Here is a 14,608-nt window from a genome sequence, read left to right as displayed (position 1 = left end):
GCGGCGATAAACGGCCTCGCCTTGACGGCCGTCGGGCCGATTTGCTCGGGCAAGCGCGGCAAGCGGGGTTTCGGTTTGAGAGTAGTGAAAACTATGGCCGCGCAAGTTGCCTTCAGGCAATTCGACCTCCTGCAGACCAAGCGCGGCCAGGCGTTTCTGCATTTTCACCTGCCCTGGCAGCAAGCCTCCAATAGCATGGGTCTGCCCACCAAGGTCGACCAGCGTATCGAACAGCGCCATCATGCCGCCGCATTCGGCGAGAAGCGGCTTGCCGGCGTCGACGTGGGACGCGAGCGCGGCCCACAGGTTACGATTATTGGCCAGTACTTCAGCATGCAATTCGGGGTAGCCGCCGGGTAGCCAGACGGCATCACAAGCGGGCAGCGCCTCATCGACGAGCGGCGAGAAGAATTCGACGCGAGCGCCGAGTGCGGCCAGGCAGTCGAGATTGGCAGGATAGATAAAGCAGAATGAGGCGTCGCGGGCGACGGCGATGGTTTTTCCGGTGAGCAGCGGCGTGATGACGGGTACTGCCGTCTCGGCGAAGGTCACCGGGGGGGGTAAAGTCGCGGCCGCGGTCGTCGCCAGCAGGTCGGCCATGTGCTCGATACGCTGTTCGAGGTTAACGATTTCGGCGGCCGGTAACAGGCCAAGGTGGCGTTCCGGAAGCGCGGCGTCAGCATCGCGCGGCAAGTATCCGTACCAGGCGATGTCGGGCGGGAGGCTCTTTTCCAGCAAGCCGGCGTGGTAAGCGCTGCCAACCCGGTTGGCAAAGGCAGCGGTGAGTTGGGTGCCTGGCCGGTAGTGCTTTAGCCCGTAGGCAATGGCACCGAAACTGGCAGCCATTGCCGACCCGTCGATCACGACGAGAATCGGCAGACCAAGGCGCGCGGCGAGTTCGACGGCCGCCGGTTGGCCATCGTGCAGTCCCATCACGCCCTCGACCAGAATCAGGTCGGCGTCTGCCGCCGCTGCCGACAGTCGCCATGCAGCGTCGGCCTCGCCGCACATCCACAGATCGACGTTGTAACACGGCGAACCACTGGCGATGGCGTGGATCTGCGGATCGAGAAAGTCCGGCCCGCATTTGAAGACGCGTACCCTGCGCCCCTGCCGTGTATGCAACCGGGCGAGCGCGGCGACAACGGTGGTCTTGCCCTGACCGGAGGCCGGGGCGGCAACAAAAAGCGTCGGGCAGGAGGCCATTACCACTCCACTCCGGGCATGGCTTTGACGCCGGCCTTAAAGGCATGTTTCACCAATGTCATTTCGGTTACCGTATCGGCCGCTTCGATCAGCACTTCAGACGCACCGCGCCCGGTAATGATGACATGCTGCAGTGGCGGGCGGGCGGCCAAGGCGGCCAGTACCGGTGCGCTGTCGAGCCAGCCGTACTTGAGCGCATAGGTAAATTCATCAAGCACGATGAGGCCGATCGCCGGGTCGGCCAGGTAGCCGCACGCGACATCCCAGGCGGCGCAGGCGACAGCAGCATCACGCGCGCGGTCGCTGGTTTCCCAGGTGAAGCCCTCGCCCGAGACATGCCAGTTCAGGCAGCCGGGATTGGTCCGTGCAAACTGCCGGAAAAACCCTTCTTCGCCGGTGTCGGAACGCCCCTTGACGAACTGGATCACAGCCACCCTGATGTCGTGGCCGAGCGCACGGGCAACGACACCGAAGGCCGCCGTGGACTTGCCCTTGCCATTGCCGGTATTGATCATCAGCACGCCGCGCTCGTCCTGAGCCGCAGCAATTTTTTCGTCGACCACTGCTTTCTTGCGCTGCATGCGCAGGAGATGGCGGCTGTCGCGATCACTGTCTTGCTGCAAAATATCCGTCATCGTCGTTCCCGGGCTTGAGTGGCGTTGTTGCGGGTGTCGTTGGCCAGCATCATGTACCGGCGCTGATCATGGTCAGCACCTGACCGATGACGATCAGCGCCGGCGGCTTGACGGCATATTTATGGGCCGTTTCCGGCAGCGTGGCCAGCGAGCAGGGGTAAATTTTCTCTGCTGGCCAGGTGGCGCGATAAATCAGCGCGGCTGGCGTATCGCCGGCCAGGCCAGCGGCTTGCAAGCCGGCTGAAATGGTTTCGAGACCGGTAATGCCCATGTAAATGACGATGGTCTGGTTCGTTTGCGCCAGGGCCGGCCAGTTGAGGTCGACACTGTTATCCTGGAGATGGCCGGTGACGAAAACACAGCTTTGCGCAAGGTCCCGGTGCGTGAGCGGGAAGCCGAAACTCGCTGCGGCGCCCATCGCCGCCGTCACGCCCGGAACGATCTCGACGGCAATGCCGGCGGCCAGCAGCGCCGCCATTTCTTCACCGCCGCGCGCAAAAACAAAAGGGTCACCCCCCTTGAGGCGAACGACGAACTTTCCCGCCAGCGCCCTACTTACCAGCAACGTAGAGATCTCTTCTTGTGGCAACGTGTGCATACTCGTCATCTTGCCGACAAAGACGCGTTCAGCGTCGGGCGCAGCAAGGTCGAGAAGACGCTCGTCGACCAGGTTGTCGTAAATCACCACCTCGGCTTCACGCAGCAACCTGGCACCTTTGAGCGTGATCAGCTCGGGGTCGCCCGGGCCGGCACCGACCAAGGCGACACGTCCGTAACGGGAATTAGTAGCGCTGTCTGTTTTCATGCGTCGCCAACGACCTCGCTGCTCTCGTCCGGTTCGACCTGAAGTGCTTCGTTCAACACAGAGGCGATGTAATCCTCGGGCAACCGGTAGTCGCTGGCCAGTTCCGCTGGCGACCTGCCGCTGGCATGGATGGCGGTGCGCCAGCCGTGCAGGCCGGTGGACAGCGAGCGTCCGGCCTTCTCACCGTCGCGTGCGCCGCCGCTGCCGGCCTCGACGTCGTACTTGTTGGCGTAGCCGCGCGGCGTGATCATCAGGCTGTGCCTGACAAAGGTATTCGAATTGCCGATCAGCACGGTGGTCAGCATGCCGATATCGGCTTCGCCCATCTTCTCCAGCGTCGTGAATTCGATGCGCTGTTTCGGGCGATAGGCCGACTTGACGATGGCCACCGGCGTCTGCGGATCACGGTGGCGCAGAAACAGGCGCTGCGCTTCGACGATCTGTCCGGTTCGGCGACCGCTCTTCGGGTTGTAGAGGGCGACAACAAAATCGGCATAGGCAACCGCATCGAGCCGGCGGGCGATGGTCGGCCACGGCGTCAGCAGATCCGAGAGTGAAATGGCGCAGAAGTCGTGGGTCAGTGGCGCACCAACCAGCGCGGCGCAGGTGTTGAGCGCCGAGGCGCCGGGAACGATCTCGACTTCGATCCCCGAGTCGGGCGTCCAGCCGGCCTGGAACAGCACCTCGAAGGTTGGCCCAGCCATGCCATAGACGCCGGCATCGCCCGACGACACCAGCGCGACCTTCCGGCCCAGCTTGGCGCGATCAAACGCTTCGATGGCACGGTCGAGCTCCTCGGTCATGGCCTTCTTGATGACCTCCTTGCCGTCGAGCAGATCCTTGACCAGGCGGATGTAAGTGGCGTAGCCGATCACCGTGTCGGCCTCGGCAATCGCGGCGCGGGCGCGCGCGGTCAGGTGGTCATGGCTGCCCGGGCCGAGGCCGACGAGCATGATCTTTCCGGGTTTTCCCTGGTTCATTCTGCAATCCTGGCGATGGAGACGGTGACGTTGCGCCCGTCGGGGCCGCGCAACTTGTGTTTTTCGATGATCAGTTGAGTTTTTTCGGCGCCGCCGACCAGCAGCGCTGCCGCTTCCGATACCGAGGGTGTACCGGTGTATTGGCGAACGGTTTCAGACGGATTGGGCACGGCGATGGCCGCCAGTTCAGCCGCCGCATAAAAGCGTATCGCCCAGCCGTTCTGCTCGGCCACGACGGCCAGCCCGGGTTCGTCAGCCTTGAGGTCAATCGAGGCCACCGCCTGTACGTCCGCCAGCACTGCCCCGCAAGCGGCCAGCGCTTCGGCGATCGCTCGCTCGACGGTGACAGCGGGCGTCCCGCGATCGCAGCCCAAACCCAGCGCCAGTTTCATGCCGTCGCGCCCGGCCGGTAGGTCACACAGCGGCCCGAGAGCTGTGCCGCAATATCGGCCGGCATGGTGCGCTGGCTGATCCACAGCACGGCGGCGAAGCGTTCGGCATCAAGCTCATCGAGCCGTTCAAAGCGGAAAAGATTGGCGGGCAAAGCCGTCTGGCGGCCGTTGGCGTGATTGGTCCACCAGTCCGTGCTGCCGGCTTCCTGCACCAGCGCCACCGGCTCGTCGTTCACCATAGCGGCGCTGGCGCGAACGATACTGCTGTGGTCAGCCTCGATGGACCAACCCAGTTCGCGGCCAAGCAGATCAACCGCCAGGGTCTGCAAGGCGTCGGATGCCGTGGTCAGTACCGGGATCGCGCCGAGCGCGGTGGCCAGATGCCCGGCCAGCGCATTGGCGCCACCGAGATGGCCGGAGAGCATGGGGATGACGAATTTCCCGCTTTCGTCGAGAACGATAACCGCCGGGTCGATGTCCTTGGATTTCAGGTGCGGGGCGATCAGGCGAACCATGGCGCCGAGTGAGACGATGGCGACAATGCCGTCAAAAGCGGTAAATAGCGCCGGGATCTGGTCGCCGGTTTTGCCGGTGTAGCAACTGCAATTGGCAGGTGCGGCAGCCTCAGCCAGCGCGCGAAATTTCTCCGGAGCAAAGAGCTGCGCGCCGGGCATGGCGGCGGCAACGCGTCCGCCCAGCGCGATGCCGTGGCGGGTGATGGCAACGACAGCGATGTTCATGCCGTTTCCCGGGCTTCCTGGCGCTGACGGCAGCCGCGACGCAATTCGCCGCGCTCGCGCTTGGGATTCCGTACCAGCAGAAGAGACAGATAATTGACCTTCTCGCCCTTCAGGCTGGTCACGTCGCGAACGATTCGTTCGTCGGGCGAGCCAACCTTTTCGATGAAGCAACTGGTCTGTAGCAGGTCGCGGCGAGCCAGCAGTTCGATGACTTCGTCGATCAGCGGTTTGACCTTGAGCAGAACCAGCGTATCGAACTCGTCGAGCAGGTGGTCAATGACGCCAACGCCGTACGCGGCGGGAATGATGGCCAGGGTTTCGTCCTCCTCGGCCAGGCTGGTCCCGGCGCTGGCCGCAGCGGCGGCAAAGGACGAAACGCCGGGAATGGTCTCGACCTCGATCTCCGGCACCAGTTCGCGCACAACGCGGGCGAGGTGACCGAAGGTGGCGAAGGTCGAGGCGTCGCCTTCGACCAGGAAGACCAGGTCACGACCTTCGCCGAGCAGTTCGACGGTACGCGCCGCGGCGTTGGCCCAGGCCTTGAGCAGGATTTCCGCATCGCGCGTCATGGGAAAGACGAGTTCCTCGGCGTCGTCCGGGACGGCCAGTCCGCCGCGTTCGACGATTGAGAGGGCGTACGAGCTTTCCTCGGCTTTCTTGACCGGGTACAGCCAGCGTGCGCCGGACTGCAGCACGGCCCAACTGCGCCGGGTAATCAGCAGAGGGTCACCGGGGCCAAGCGAGGCGCCGATCAGTTTTCCGTAAGGTTTTGGGTTGCTCATTGGTAATCCTGTGATGAAAATGAATGAACCGCATCGAACACAACGGGAGCGACGAGAAGCAATAGCCAAGTCCCGCCTGGCTGCCATCGCTGGCCAGTCGTCACCGTGCCATTCATGCCTTGGTCCAGGCGGTGACTATCCACACCGGGTTTTGTGCGGCCATCCGGTGCATGTCGAGAATCGGCTGGCTGCGGCTGGCCTGGAGCTGGACGACGTCCCAGGCGGCGCCAGTGGCAGTCAGTTGGTGGGTGGCGGTGGCCAGGTTTTCGAGGGTGACGAAGTTCATCACCAGCCGGCCGCCGGGTTTCAGGCGGCCAAGAATCAGGCGGATCAGCGCGGCCAGTTCGCCGCCGGAGCCGCCGATGAAGACAGCATCGGGGTCGGGCCAAGCGTCGAGGTAAGCAGGCGCCTTGCCCTCGCTCAGCGTGTAGTTGCCCACCCTGAAGCGGGCGGCGTTGGCGCGCGCGTTGGCGGCATCGCCCTGATTTTTTTCGATCGCCCAGACGTGGCCCAGCGGGGCCAGACGCGCCGCTTCCAGACCAACCGACCCGGAACCGGCGCCGATGTCCCAGACCGCGGCGTCCGGAGCCAGACGCAGTTTGGCGAGCGACAGGGCGCGCGCCTCCTGCTTGGTGATCAGTCCCTTTTCCGGAGTGCGCTGGAGATATTCAAGGTCGTCGAAGCCGAACGCCGGCTGGCGCGCCTCGGGCCGGCGTTCGATGAGAACGACGTTCGGCTCGGGGTAAACCATTTGTGCGGCTTCGGCCGGCGAAAGCTCGGGGAACAGTTGTTCATCCGGCAGGAGCAAGCGGCAGGCGACCGAGAGTTTGACTTCGTCAGCATAGCCGGCCGTGAGCAGTGCCCGCGCCAGGCGCGCCGGGTTGTTTTCCGGGCCGGTGAAGGTGGCAACCCGCGGGTGCAGGGCGATGGCGCGCATCAGCTTGTACAGGCCATGTTCGGGCGTTGCACCGAGAAACCAGTCGCCGGCATCGGTACTGTGACAGGAAGCGATTTTCACATCCTGCCAGGGCCACTTGAAACGGGCGAAAGCGAGTTGCAGTGTGGAGACGTTAGACAGGATTTCGCACGCTTCAGGCCCCAGCGTGCCGGACAGCCAGGAAGCGATGCCGTGGCACAAGGGGTCGCCGGTGGCGAGCACTGCCACGCGCTGGCCGGCCTCAGTTGCCGAGACGATCCAGCCGGGCACCTGACCGAGCACACCGTCCATGTCCCGCAGCGTGGTGCTTGCCGGTAGGTGTTGACGAACCAGTTCCAGCGTACGCCCGGCGCCGATCACCAGATCGGCCGTGGCCAGGCGCTGGCGGGCGGTGCCGGACAGGCCGGCCCAGCCGTCGTCAAGGATGCCGATCAGGCTGCAATGCTCAGCGGGCTTCATCTTCTTCGACGCGAACAATGAAGCGTCCATCGAAATCGCAGACATGGACGCTCAGGCGATAGGGCCCCGGATAACAGGACTTGAGGCTGCGGATGGCTTTTTTCGCCAGAGCGCGGTGGAAATCGACAGTCAGCCCAAGAACGGCGAGGCGCTCGGCGGCGAAACGGGCGGTTTCGGCGCCACGGATTTCTTCAACGAGGTCGGGCGGCGCGCCGACTTCGCGGGCGCACTCGGCGAGCAGGTCGCGGTCGATCTCGGCCTTCCAGGCATGGGTGACGGACAAGCCCTGCCCCATTTTGGTCAGCTTGCCGGCCATCGCGCCGACATGAATGTACGTCATCCGGTGCTTGCCGGCCGTGGTAAAAGCGGCCTTGACGAAGTCGCCCATCTGCACAAAACAGGATTCGTCGAGTTCAGGCAACTGGCGCATGGCGAATTTTTCGCTGCGCCCACCGGTGGTGAACACGACGCAGGTCTGCCCCTGGCGGGCGGCGACTTCGATCGCCTGCACCACGCTGGCGCGGAAGGCGGCGGTCGAATACGGACGCACGATGCCGGTGGTGCCAAGGATTGAGATTCCGCCGAGAATGCCTAGACGTGCGTTCAGCGTTTTCTTCGCCATGTCCTCACCACCGGGAACGGAGATGGTGACCTCCAACCCGTCGCGCTCAAGCAAATCGGCGGCCACGATGCTGACGTTGTCTCGGATATTGCGGCACGGGACGGGATTGATCGCCGGACCGCCAACTTCAAGCCCCAAGCCCTCCTTGGTCACGGTGCCGACGCCGGGACCGCCCTTGAGGACAATCTCGCCAGAACGGTTTGGCAGCAGGCGAACATCGGCAGTCAAATGCGCGCCATTCGTGGCGTCCGGGTCGTCGCCAGCATCCTTGACGATAGCGGCGTGCGCGATGCGCACCAAGCCCTCGCCCTCGACATATCCGTCGATCACGACAAAGGTCACCTCCTGACCATTGGGCAAGTGGCAAAGCACGCTGTCCGGCACCTCGCCGTTGACCAGGCCGAGGGTCGCCGCACGTGCGGCGGCCGCCGAGCAGGCGCCAGTGGTGAAGCCAGTGCGGTTGCCACGCTGGCGACGACCGTCACCCTTGCGCACCTTCCCGGCATGGCTGCCATACGGCGGCTCGCTGGCCATAGTGTCGGCAGCCGTTTCGCTCATTTCGCCTGCGCCGCTTCGGCTAGGCCGAGCAGGGCGTGAATGGCGGCGACCACCAGTGTCGAGCCGCCCTTGCGACCGCGAATGGCGACCCAGGGAATGTCATTAAGTGTCATCAGCAAATCCTTCGATTCCGCCGCCGAAACGAAGCCGACCGGCATGCCGACGATCAGCGCTGGCCTCACCCCCTGCTCGCGGACCAGGCGAACGACTTCGATCAGGGCGGTTGGCGCGTTGCCGATGCCGATGATCGCACCATCAAGCTTGCCCAGCCGGTGCGCCTTGCGCATGGCCTGCACGGCCCGGGTCGTCCCCTCGGTCCGGGCCTGTTCGATGACGTCCGGGTCGGAAATGAAGTGATGCGTCGTCATCCCGAAGTGCGACAGGCGCGGCGCCGAGAGGCCGACGCAGATCATTTCGACATCGGCGACGATCGGCGTGCCGCCCTTGAGCACGGCGGCCAGACCGGCCTGCATCAGGCCCGGATGAAAGGCGGTGAGGCCGTTGAATTCGAAGTCGGCGTTGGCGTGGATCATGCGGCGCACCAGAGGCCATTGCTCGGCGGTGTAATTGTGCGGACCGACTTCGGCATCGATGATGGCGAAGGAGTCGTGCTCGATGGCACGGCCGGCGGCGGTAAGTTGCTCGGTAACAGTATTTGTTGTCATGGCAGTTCAGGAGTGGGCGTGCTGGCAATGGGGGGCATCTGCGGCTTGGGCAGATTCGGCATGATCGTGCTTATGTCCGAGAGCACCTGTCGCCGTGTGACTGTGATCGTGCAGGTGTTCGGCTTCGGCGGCCTCGCGGTACTTGCAGCCGTCGCATTCGAGCAGGCTGCCGGCCGGCAGTTCGCGGCCAGCCACCTTGCTGTCAAGCAGATCGAAAATTCCCTTGTCGAAACCGAAATGGGTGCCCAGGGCAAAAGCAATCTGCGGGTACTGCTGCTTCAGGCGTTCGACCTGTGCCTTGATGCGCTCGATCAGCACCCCGGTAAACAGGTAAACCGGCACGATACAGATCTGTGTCATGCCCAGTTTCATTTGACGCTGGACGACGATTTCCAGTCGCGGCCAGGTGACGCCGGTGAAGGCCAGGTCGACCAGCTCGTGGTCGTTGGCCTCGAAAATCCAGCGCGCCATGCGCGCCAATTCGCCATTGGCGCCGGCATCCGACGATCCCCGGCCGAGCAGGATGACACCGGTTGTTTGCGGATCGGGCACATCCAGTTCCTTCATCAGGCGATCGAGCTGGCCTTGCAGAACGAGCAGGATTTCGCGCCCCATGCCGAGGTGACGGGTAACAACAAACTCGACCGCCGGGTGGCGAAGGCGAGCCGTAGCAAGCGCCGCCGGCAACTCCATCTTGACGTGGCCGGCGGCGTTGAGGATGAAGGGAATGAGCAGCACGCGCCGCGTGCCTTTGGCGGCACGATCCAGGCCTTCGTTGATCAACACCTCGGCGTGCTCGATGAAGCAGACCTCGATCCGCCAGGCCGGGTGGCGCTCGCGCCACTGGGCGGCAAAATGCACTATCTCCTTGTTGCCATCGTGATTGCGCGAACCGTGGCCGACGAGCAGCAGCGTTGTGTTATCCATTGGTGTTCTCCGATGTTTTCGCCAGGCCACGACGAAAGCGATGTGTAAAGGATGGGTCATAAAGCTTGGAGCGGGCAAGGGTTTCCCAGTCGGCGGAACCGAGCGTCGGACTGGCGACAATCATGGCCTGGCTGCTGACTTGTTCGGCCTGGCATTTCTGCTTGATGTCGGCGAGCGTGCCGCGAATGATTTTTTCCTCGCCCGGCCAACTGGCTTTCTGTACGACCAGAATCGGCGCGTCCTCGGCCCAACCGGCGGCACGCAGTGCTTTTTGAACTTCGTGCAGCAGGGTGATAGAAAGGTAGATGCACAAGGTGCAGTGATGGCTGGCCAGTGATTCGAGGTCTTCGCCATCGGGCATTGGCGTGCGTCCGGCGACGCGGGTGAGGATCACGGTCTGCGTCACTTCCGGCAGCGTCAGCGTTTCACCGGCGGCGGCAACGGCGGCCATCGCCGACGAGACACCGGGCACTACGGCCCAGGCGATGCCGGCAGCCGTCAGCGGCCGGGTCATCTCGATCAGCGCACCGTAGAGGCCGGGGTCGCCGGTCTGCAGTCGGACAACAGTGGCATGACGGCTGGCCTGATCGAACAGCCAGTCGCTCATCTCGTCCAGCGTCATGTCCTTCGAGTCGCGTATGACGCAGCCCGGCGGCGCCAGCAGCGTCGCCGCCTTGTCAACCAGCGAACCGGCGTAAAGGATGGCGCCGGATTCTTCAAGCAGACGACGACCCTTGACCGTCAGCAGATCGGGATCACCCGGACCGGCGCCGACAAACCAGATCTTGCCCGGCATCATTTCTTGCTCCAGCAACTTAGCAACATGGTGCTTCCTTTCCGTCATACGTGTTATCAAGCAGGGTCAGAAGCTCGCTGTGCGTGCGTGGCAAAAGCCCCTTCGGGAGCAGGCCTCTGGCGGTCAGGCGGCGCTGCAGTTCGACCACCGTTGGCAGAGGCAAGCCAAGCGCCGACAAGGCGTCGTCACGATAGGCCAGATCAGCCGCCGGCAGCGAGGCCGTACAGACTCCCGAGTCTATCAAGTGAATGTAGTCTGCCCAACGGTAGGCGAGATCGATGTCGTGCGTCGCCAGCAGCAAGGTGATTCCCTGGGCATGCAAGCCATCGAGCACTGCCAGAAACTCCGTTTTCATGGCGTGATCGAGACCGGCCATCGGCTCGTCAAGAACCAGCAACTCCGGCTCCATGGCCAGCACACCAGCAATGCAGACGCGTTTCTTCTGGCCGAAACTCAGGTTATGCACGGCCCGTTCGGCAAAGCCGGCCATGCCCACCGCGTCCAGCGCAGCGCTGACCCGACGGCGCACGGTAGCCTCATCCAGACCGAGATTGAAGGGGCCGAAGGAAACATCCTCCTGCACACTGGCCGAAAACAATTGATGATCAGGATTCTGGAAGACCAGGCCGACCTTGCTACGCAACTGGCGCAGGCCACTGCGGCTGTAATCAAGCACGGTACCCGCATAACGTAGCACACCTGACTGCGGCCGCAGCAGTCCATTGCAATGCTGGAACAGCGTCGTTTTGCCCGAACCATTGGCGCCGATCAGGGCGTTGCGGCTGCCACGCCGGATAGCAAGCGAACAAGCTTCCAGGCCGACCCCCCCATTGGGATAGCGGTAGCTGGCCTGTTCAAGTTCGAGCAGCATCATGACAGCCAGACCGCCAGCGTAATCAGCGCTCCACCACTGGCGGCGGCAAGGGCGCCATCGCGCCCGCAGTTGGCAAATCGCGGCTCCAGAAAACGCAGCGGGCCATCGTTGTTACGCGCCTGAGCCGCAACATGCAAATCGTGAGCGCGCTGCCAGATCTGCAGGGTCAGACTAGCCGCCAGTCCGCCGAGCGAACGCAGCGCCAAGCCCGTCGTAGCATAGCCCAGGCGGGCCGATTGCGCAGTCAGCGTGTCATGCACCGCAGCGGAAAAAACGAACAGCATGCGGTAGCAGAGAACCATCATTTCGAGCAGCAGCTCAGGAGTTTTCAGGCGGCGCAGCAAGGCGATCAGATCGATCAGCGGCGTCGTCAGCACCAGAAACAGAAGTGCCGCCAGTGCCGCGAGCGAACGGGCGCTGACGTCGGCCACCTGCTGCAAGCCAGCGGGCGTCAGTTTAAAGGTCATGGCTTGTGCCTCACCCTTGAAGTCGAGTGAAAATGCCAGCGACAAACAACTGATGCTGAGAAAGAAAAGCGCCGGTACGGCGACCCGCAAATATCGCCCGGGACTGACGCCTGCGCCAGCCATGGTGACGACGGCAAGCAGGCCAGCCACGGCCACAGCGGCGCTCGGCGTACCCGCGACAAAAGCCCCAATAAAGCCGCATAGCGCAAAGGCAGCTTTCGCTGCAGGCGAAACTCGCCGCCAGCGGTTGGCGTAGGCGGACTGCTCAATCAGCACTCAGCTTTTTCTCCGCGCACATCTGCGCTTCCCGCTGCATTCGCTCCCGAGTCACCGAGACACCGAGGTAATAGCCGATAAATCCCGCGCCCAACGCGGCTTGCAAGGCGAACAGCAGAGAGGCGATTTCTGCGCTGGCCGGCTCCATCAGCGGCTTGAACCACGGCCTGTAGTTCGGATCGATTTCGCCGATCAGGTCTTTTGCCTTGTTGTCGGCGCCAGCAAACAGTTCGACGGGTTGACCAACGGCATCGGCTGCCGGCTTCTGTACCAGCCACAGCGGCAGTGCGGTAAGCAGGACAACAGCGAGCAGCAATAGAAAATTTTGATGGCGTTTCATGCGCGCACCTCCGCACGGGTGATGACGTTCAAGTCCTGTAACTCTTGCGGGTTGAAACGTTTCAGCGCGTTAAAGATAAGCACGGTAAGCAGTCCTTCGCTGATCGCCAGCGGTATCTGCGTGACAGAAAAAATTCCGGCGAACTTGAGAAAGGACGCGCCAAAGCCGCCTTGCGGGTCAGGGAAAGCCCAGGCTAACTGCACGGAGGTGGTGACGTAGGTCAGCAGATCGGCCATGCTGGCAGCGATGAAAACACTGACAGCGAATGAAAGCTTCAGACTGCGCGCCAGGCGAAACAAAGCAACGGCAGCGAACGGACCGACGATGGCCATCGAGAAGGTGTTGGCCCCCAGTGTGGTCAGACCACCGTGCGCCAGCAACAGCGCCTGGAAGAGCAGCACGACCAGGCCAATCGGCGCCATCGCCGCAGGACCAAAAAGCAGAGCCCCTAGCCCAGTGCCGGTCGGATGCGAACAGCTACCGGTGACCGACGGCAACTTCAGGGCTGAAAGTACGAAGGTAAAGGCCGCCGCCACACCGAGCAGCATGCGCTGCTCCGGGTATTGGCGAACGCGTTTCTTGATAGCGTAAAGGCCATAGGCTACGAAGGGCGCTGACGCTATCGTCCAACCTACAGCGTGTTCAACAGGCAGAAAGCCTTCCATGATATGCACGGTTCTCTCCCACAGCGAGAAATGACAAGGAGCGCCATTCGATGGGTATGAGAATTGCAGGTCGGAAGAAAAGCCGTTAGTCGAAAGTTAACTGACGGTAGATCAACAGAACCTTTCCCGTCACCCCGGGGATTGGCACTACGGTTGATTCAGGTCGGTCTTCTGGCTTGCCGTCGATCTTCTCCAGCGCCTTCCCATGCATGAACACAGTGGCTTGTTGCGGAGTCGTCAGGCTTACAGCAGCGGGGGCTGCGCCGGAATGTCTGAAAATCAGAGTCACCGGCTTCCCGTTTCGCCTGCCCCACGGTTGTGGAGCAAGGCACCCAAAACATGACAAGTATACGACGAACCCGATTCGATACCACTTTTTTCTTTACCAGCTTAGTTCAGGGGCAACGCTTGATGGGCCACACACTGGCTGAGACTTGGAGTGCAACGCTTGGCAAGCAAGACTGTCAGCAGGGCAGATTGGCCTCGCCCAGGGCCGCCGCGAGACGCTGCCACTGAACCTCGTGCCCCGGCAATCCAACGCGCAGCAGGCCATGTGCATCAAAGCGGCGGGTCAGGATGGCGCGTCGGGCAAAGTACTCGTAAAGCACGGCGGTGTGAGGCGTTTTGAGCGTGCAGAACAGCGCAGTGCGGGTAACTTCGCCGTGCGGCGCCAGCAGTGCGGCGAGGCGTTGCGATGCAGCGACCAGGCGCTTGCGTGTGGTCGCTTGCCAAGCGAAGTCTTCCAGCGCGCGTCGTGCAACAAAGCGTGAGGGATTTGACACCGGCCAGGGGCCGAGTATCTCACGCAGGCGGTCGAGCTTTTCTGCGGTTGCGAAGACGAAACCGACACGTGCTCCGGCGAGCCCGAAGAACTTGCCCAGCGAACGTAGAACGATGAGATTGGGCAGCTCCTCGCCGCCGGCCAGGGCGACTACCGCGTTCTCCGGTTCGGCATCGACAAAGGCTTCGTCGACGATCAACCAGCCGCCGCGCTGCCGCAGTTTCTCGGCAGCATCGAGCAGGTCACTGCGCGGCAACTCAATCGCGGTTGGGTTGTTGGGATTGCACAGCAGCACATTGGGGGTTCCCGCCGCCAACGCACGCTGCAGGGTCGGCAGGCGGCGCAAGCGGTGGCCGGCGCGTTCCCACCCCTGCGCATGCTCCTCGTAAAGCGGTGACAGGCAGGCCACCGTGACCTGCCGGAAAAGCGCGGGTAGCCCCTGTATCGCGGCCTGCGATCCGGGCAGTACCAGCAGCCGCTCGTTGCCATAATAGACGGCCGCTGCGGCCTCGAGGCCATCGCCGTCCTCCGGCAGGCGCTGCCAGCAGAGCGGATCGATTGGCGCCACAGGGTAGATTTCAGGGTTAATTCCGGTCGACAGATCGATCCAGTCGGCCAGAGGAGTTGCGTAGTGCTGCGCAGCCAGGCGCAAGCGGCCGCCGTGTTCAAGCACAAAGCGCCCCGTTCAAAAGATAAACCAC

At 63.0% G+C, this 14,608-nt stretch carries 17 protein-coding genes and 1 riboswitch; all 17 genes read right to left on the bottom strand.

Annotation, left to right across the window (positions count from 1 at the left end; genetic code table 11):
- Positions 1-1,206, bottom strand: a 1,206-nt coding sequence (locus JNM42_RS17340; protein ID WP_294273148.1) for a cobyrinate a,c-diamide synthase, incomplete at its 3' end; no start/stop codon positions are given.
- Positions 1,206-1,841 carry a cob(I)yrinic acid a,c-diamide adenosyltransferase gene (gene cobO, locus JNM42_RS17335; RefSeq protein ID WP_294273144.1) on the bottom strand — a complete coding sequence of 212 codons (636 nt, stop codon included), beginning with the start codon at positions 1,839-1,841 and terminating at the stop codon, positions 1,206-1,208. The genes JNM42_RS17340 and cobO, both read right to left, overlap by 1 nt.
- Before the next feature lie 49 nt (positions 1,842-1,890).
- Complete coding sequence (gene cobA / locus JNM42_RS17330; RefSeq protein ID WP_294273142.1) at positions 1,891-2,646, bottom strand: uroporphyrinogen-III C-methyltransferase; 756 nt, start codon at positions 2,644-2,646, stop codon at positions 1,891-1,893.
- Complete coding sequence (gene cobJ / locus JNM42_RS17325) at positions 2,643-3,626, bottom strand: precorrin-3B C(17)-methyltransferase (RefSeq protein WP_294273139.1); 984 nt, start codon at positions 3,624-3,626, stop codon at positions 2,643-2,645. Before cobJ ends, cobA begins: the two co-directional genes overlap by 4 nt.
- On the bottom strand, positions 3,623-4,018 hold the full coding sequence (locus JNM42_RS17320) for a cobalamin biosynthesis protein (protein WP_294273136.1): 396 nt from the start codon (positions 4,016-4,018) through the stop codon (positions 3,623-3,625). Before JNM42_RS17320 ends, cobJ begins: the two co-directional genes overlap by 4 nt.
- Positions 4,015-4,758 (bottom strand): cobalamin biosynthesis central domain-containing protein, encoded by a 744-nt coding sequence (locus JNM42_RS17315; RefSeq protein WP_294273131.1) that lies wholly within the window; start codon positions 4,756-4,758, stop codon positions 4,015-4,017. The genes JNM42_RS17320 and JNM42_RS17315 overlap by 4 nt, the downstream gene beginning before the upstream one ends.
- Positions 4,755-5,540: a precorrin-2 C(20)-methyltransferase gene (gene cobI / locus JNM42_RS17310; protein ID WP_294273129.1), complete on the bottom strand. Its 786-nt coding sequence runs from the start codon at positions 5,538-5,540 to the stop codon at positions 4,755-4,757. The genes JNM42_RS17315 and cobI overlap by 4 nt, the downstream gene beginning before the upstream one ends.
- 112 nt (positions 5,541-5,652) lie before the next feature.
- Complete coding sequence (gene cbiE / locus JNM42_RS17305; protein WP_294273156.1) at positions 5,653-6,936, bottom strand: precorrin-6y C5,15-methyltransferase (decarboxylating) subunit CbiE; 1,284 nt, start codon at positions 6,934-6,936, stop codon at positions 5,653-5,655.
- The gene (locus JNM42_RS17300; protein WP_294273126.1) at positions 6,923-8,116 is read right to left on the bottom strand and encodes a cobalt-precorrin-5B (C(1))-methyltransferase; all 1,194 of its coding nucleotides are present in this window, start codon (positions 8,114-8,116) and stop codon (positions 6,923-6,925) included. The genes cbiE and JNM42_RS17300 overlap by 14 nt, the downstream gene beginning before the upstream one ends.
- Positions 8,113-8,781, bottom strand: coding sequence for a precorrin-8X methylmutase (locus JNM42_RS17295; RefSeq protein WP_294273123.1), 669 nt, complete (start codon positions 8,779-8,781; stop codon positions 8,113-8,115). The genes JNM42_RS17300 and JNM42_RS17295 overlap by 4 nt, the downstream gene beginning before the upstream one ends.
- 6 nt (positions 8,782-8,787) lie before the next feature.
- Positions 8,788-9,708 (bottom strand): sirohydrochlorin chelatase, encoded by a 921-nt coding sequence (locus JNM42_RS17290; RefSeq protein ID WP_294273121.1) that lies wholly within the window; start codon positions 9,706-9,708, stop codon positions 8,788-8,790.
- Positions 9,701-10,504 (bottom strand): precorrin-4 C(11)-methyltransferase, encoded by an 804-nt coding sequence (gene cobM / locus JNM42_RS17285; protein WP_294273154.1) that lies wholly within the window; start codon positions 10,502-10,504, stop codon positions 9,701-9,703. Before cobM ends, JNM42_RS17290 begins: the two co-directional genes overlap by 8 nt.
- A gap of 19 nt (positions 10,505-10,523) precedes the next feature.
- On the bottom strand, positions 10,524-11,378 hold the full coding sequence (locus JNM42_RS17280) for an ABC transporter ATP-binding protein (protein ID WP_294273117.1): 855 nt from the start codon (positions 11,376-11,378) through the stop codon (positions 10,524-10,526).
- Positions 11,375-12,121, bottom strand: coding sequence for a cobalt ECF transporter T component CbiQ (cbiQ, locus tag JNM42_RS17275; RefSeq protein WP_294273113.1), 747 nt, complete (start codon positions 12,119-12,121; stop codon positions 11,375-11,377). Before cbiQ ends, JNM42_RS17280 begins: the two co-directional genes overlap by 4 nt.
- Complete coding sequence (locus tag JNM42_RS17270) at positions 12,111-12,461, bottom strand: energy-coupling factor ABC transporter substrate-binding protein (protein ID WP_294273110.1); 351 nt, start codon at positions 12,459-12,461, stop codon at positions 12,111-12,113. The genes cbiQ and JNM42_RS17270 overlap by 11 nt, the downstream gene beginning before the upstream one ends.
- Positions 12,458-13,126, bottom strand: a complete 669-nt coding sequence (locus JNM42_RS17265; protein ID WP_294273151.1) for an energy-coupling factor ABC transporter permease — start codon at positions 13,124-13,126, stop codon at positions 12,458-12,460. The genes JNM42_RS17270 and JNM42_RS17265 overlap by 4 nt, the downstream gene beginning before the upstream one ends.
- Positions 13,127-13,269: 143 nt before the next feature.
- Positions 13,270-13,477: riboswitch (cobalamin riboswitch) on the bottom strand.
- A 113-nt stretch (positions 13,478-13,590) separates the two neighbouring features.
- Positions 13,591-14,580 carry a threonine-phosphate decarboxylase CobD gene (gene cobD, locus JNM42_RS17260; protein ID WP_294273106.1) on the bottom strand — a complete coding sequence of 330 codons (990 nt, stop codon included), beginning with the start codon at positions 14,578-14,580 and terminating at the stop codon, positions 13,591-13,593.
- Between the last annotated feature and the right edge of the window lie 28 nt (positions 14,581-14,608).

This window comes from Propionivibrio sp., assembly GCF_016790145.1.
Lineage (GTDB): Bacteria > Pseudomonadota > Gammaproteobacteria > Burkholderiales > Rhodocyclaceae > Propionivibrio.
This window is presented reverse-complemented; position numbering and strand designations above follow the sequence as displayed.

Coding starts and splice junctions, on each gene's coding strand:
- cobA (WP_294273142.1), bottom strand. CDS start 2,646: ATGAAAACAGACAGCGCTACTAATTCCCGTTACGGACGTGTCGCCTTG.
- JNM42_RS17270 (WP_294273110.1), bottom strand. CDS start 12,461: ATGAAACGCCATCAAAATTTTCTATTGCTGCTCGCTGTTGTCCTGCTT.
- JNM42_RS17290 (WP_294273121.1), bottom strand. CDS start 9,708: ATGGATAACACAACGCTGCTGCTCGTCGGCCACGGTTCGCGCAATCAC.
- cobM (WP_294273154.1), bottom strand. CDS start 10,504: ATGCCGGGCAAGATCTGGTTTGTCGGCGCCGGTCCGGGTGATCCCGAT.
- cbiE (WP_294273156.1), bottom strand. CDS start 6,936: ATGAAGCCCGCTGAGCATTGCAGCCTGATCGGCATCCTTGACGACGGC.
- cobO (WP_294273144.1), bottom strand. CDS start 1,841: ATGACGGATATTTTGCAGCAAGACAGTGATCGCGACAGCCGCCATCTC.
- cobJ (WP_294273139.1), bottom strand. CDS start 3,626: ATGAACCAGGGAAAACCCGGAAAGATCATGCTCGTCGGCCTCGGCCCG.
- JNM42_RS17280 (WP_294273117.1), bottom strand. CDS start 11,378: ATGATGCTGCTCGAACTTGAACAGGCCAGCTACCGCTATCCCAATGGG.
- JNM42_RS17315 (WP_294273131.1), bottom strand. CDS start 4,758: ATGAACATCGCTGTCGTTGCCATCACCCGCCACGGCATCGCGCTGGGC.
- JNM42_RS17295 (WP_294273123.1), bottom strand. CDS start 8,781: ATGACAACAAATACTGTTACCGAGCAACTTACCGCCGCCGGCCGTGCC.
- JNM42_RS17320 (WP_294273136.1), bottom strand. CDS start 4,018: ATGAAACTGGCGCTGGGTTTGGGCTGCGATCGCGGGACGCCCGCTGTC.
- cobI (WP_294273129.1), bottom strand. CDS start 5,540: ATGAGCAACCCAAAACCTTACGGAAAACTGATCGGCGCCTCGCTTGGC.
- JNM42_RS17265 (WP_294273151.1), bottom strand. CDS start 13,126: ATGGAAGGCTTTCTGCCTGTTGAACACGCTGTAGGTTGGACGATAGCG.
- JNM42_RS17300 (WP_294273126.1), bottom strand. CDS start 8,116: ATGAGCGAAACGGCTGCCGACACTATGGCCAGCGAGCCGCCGTATGGC.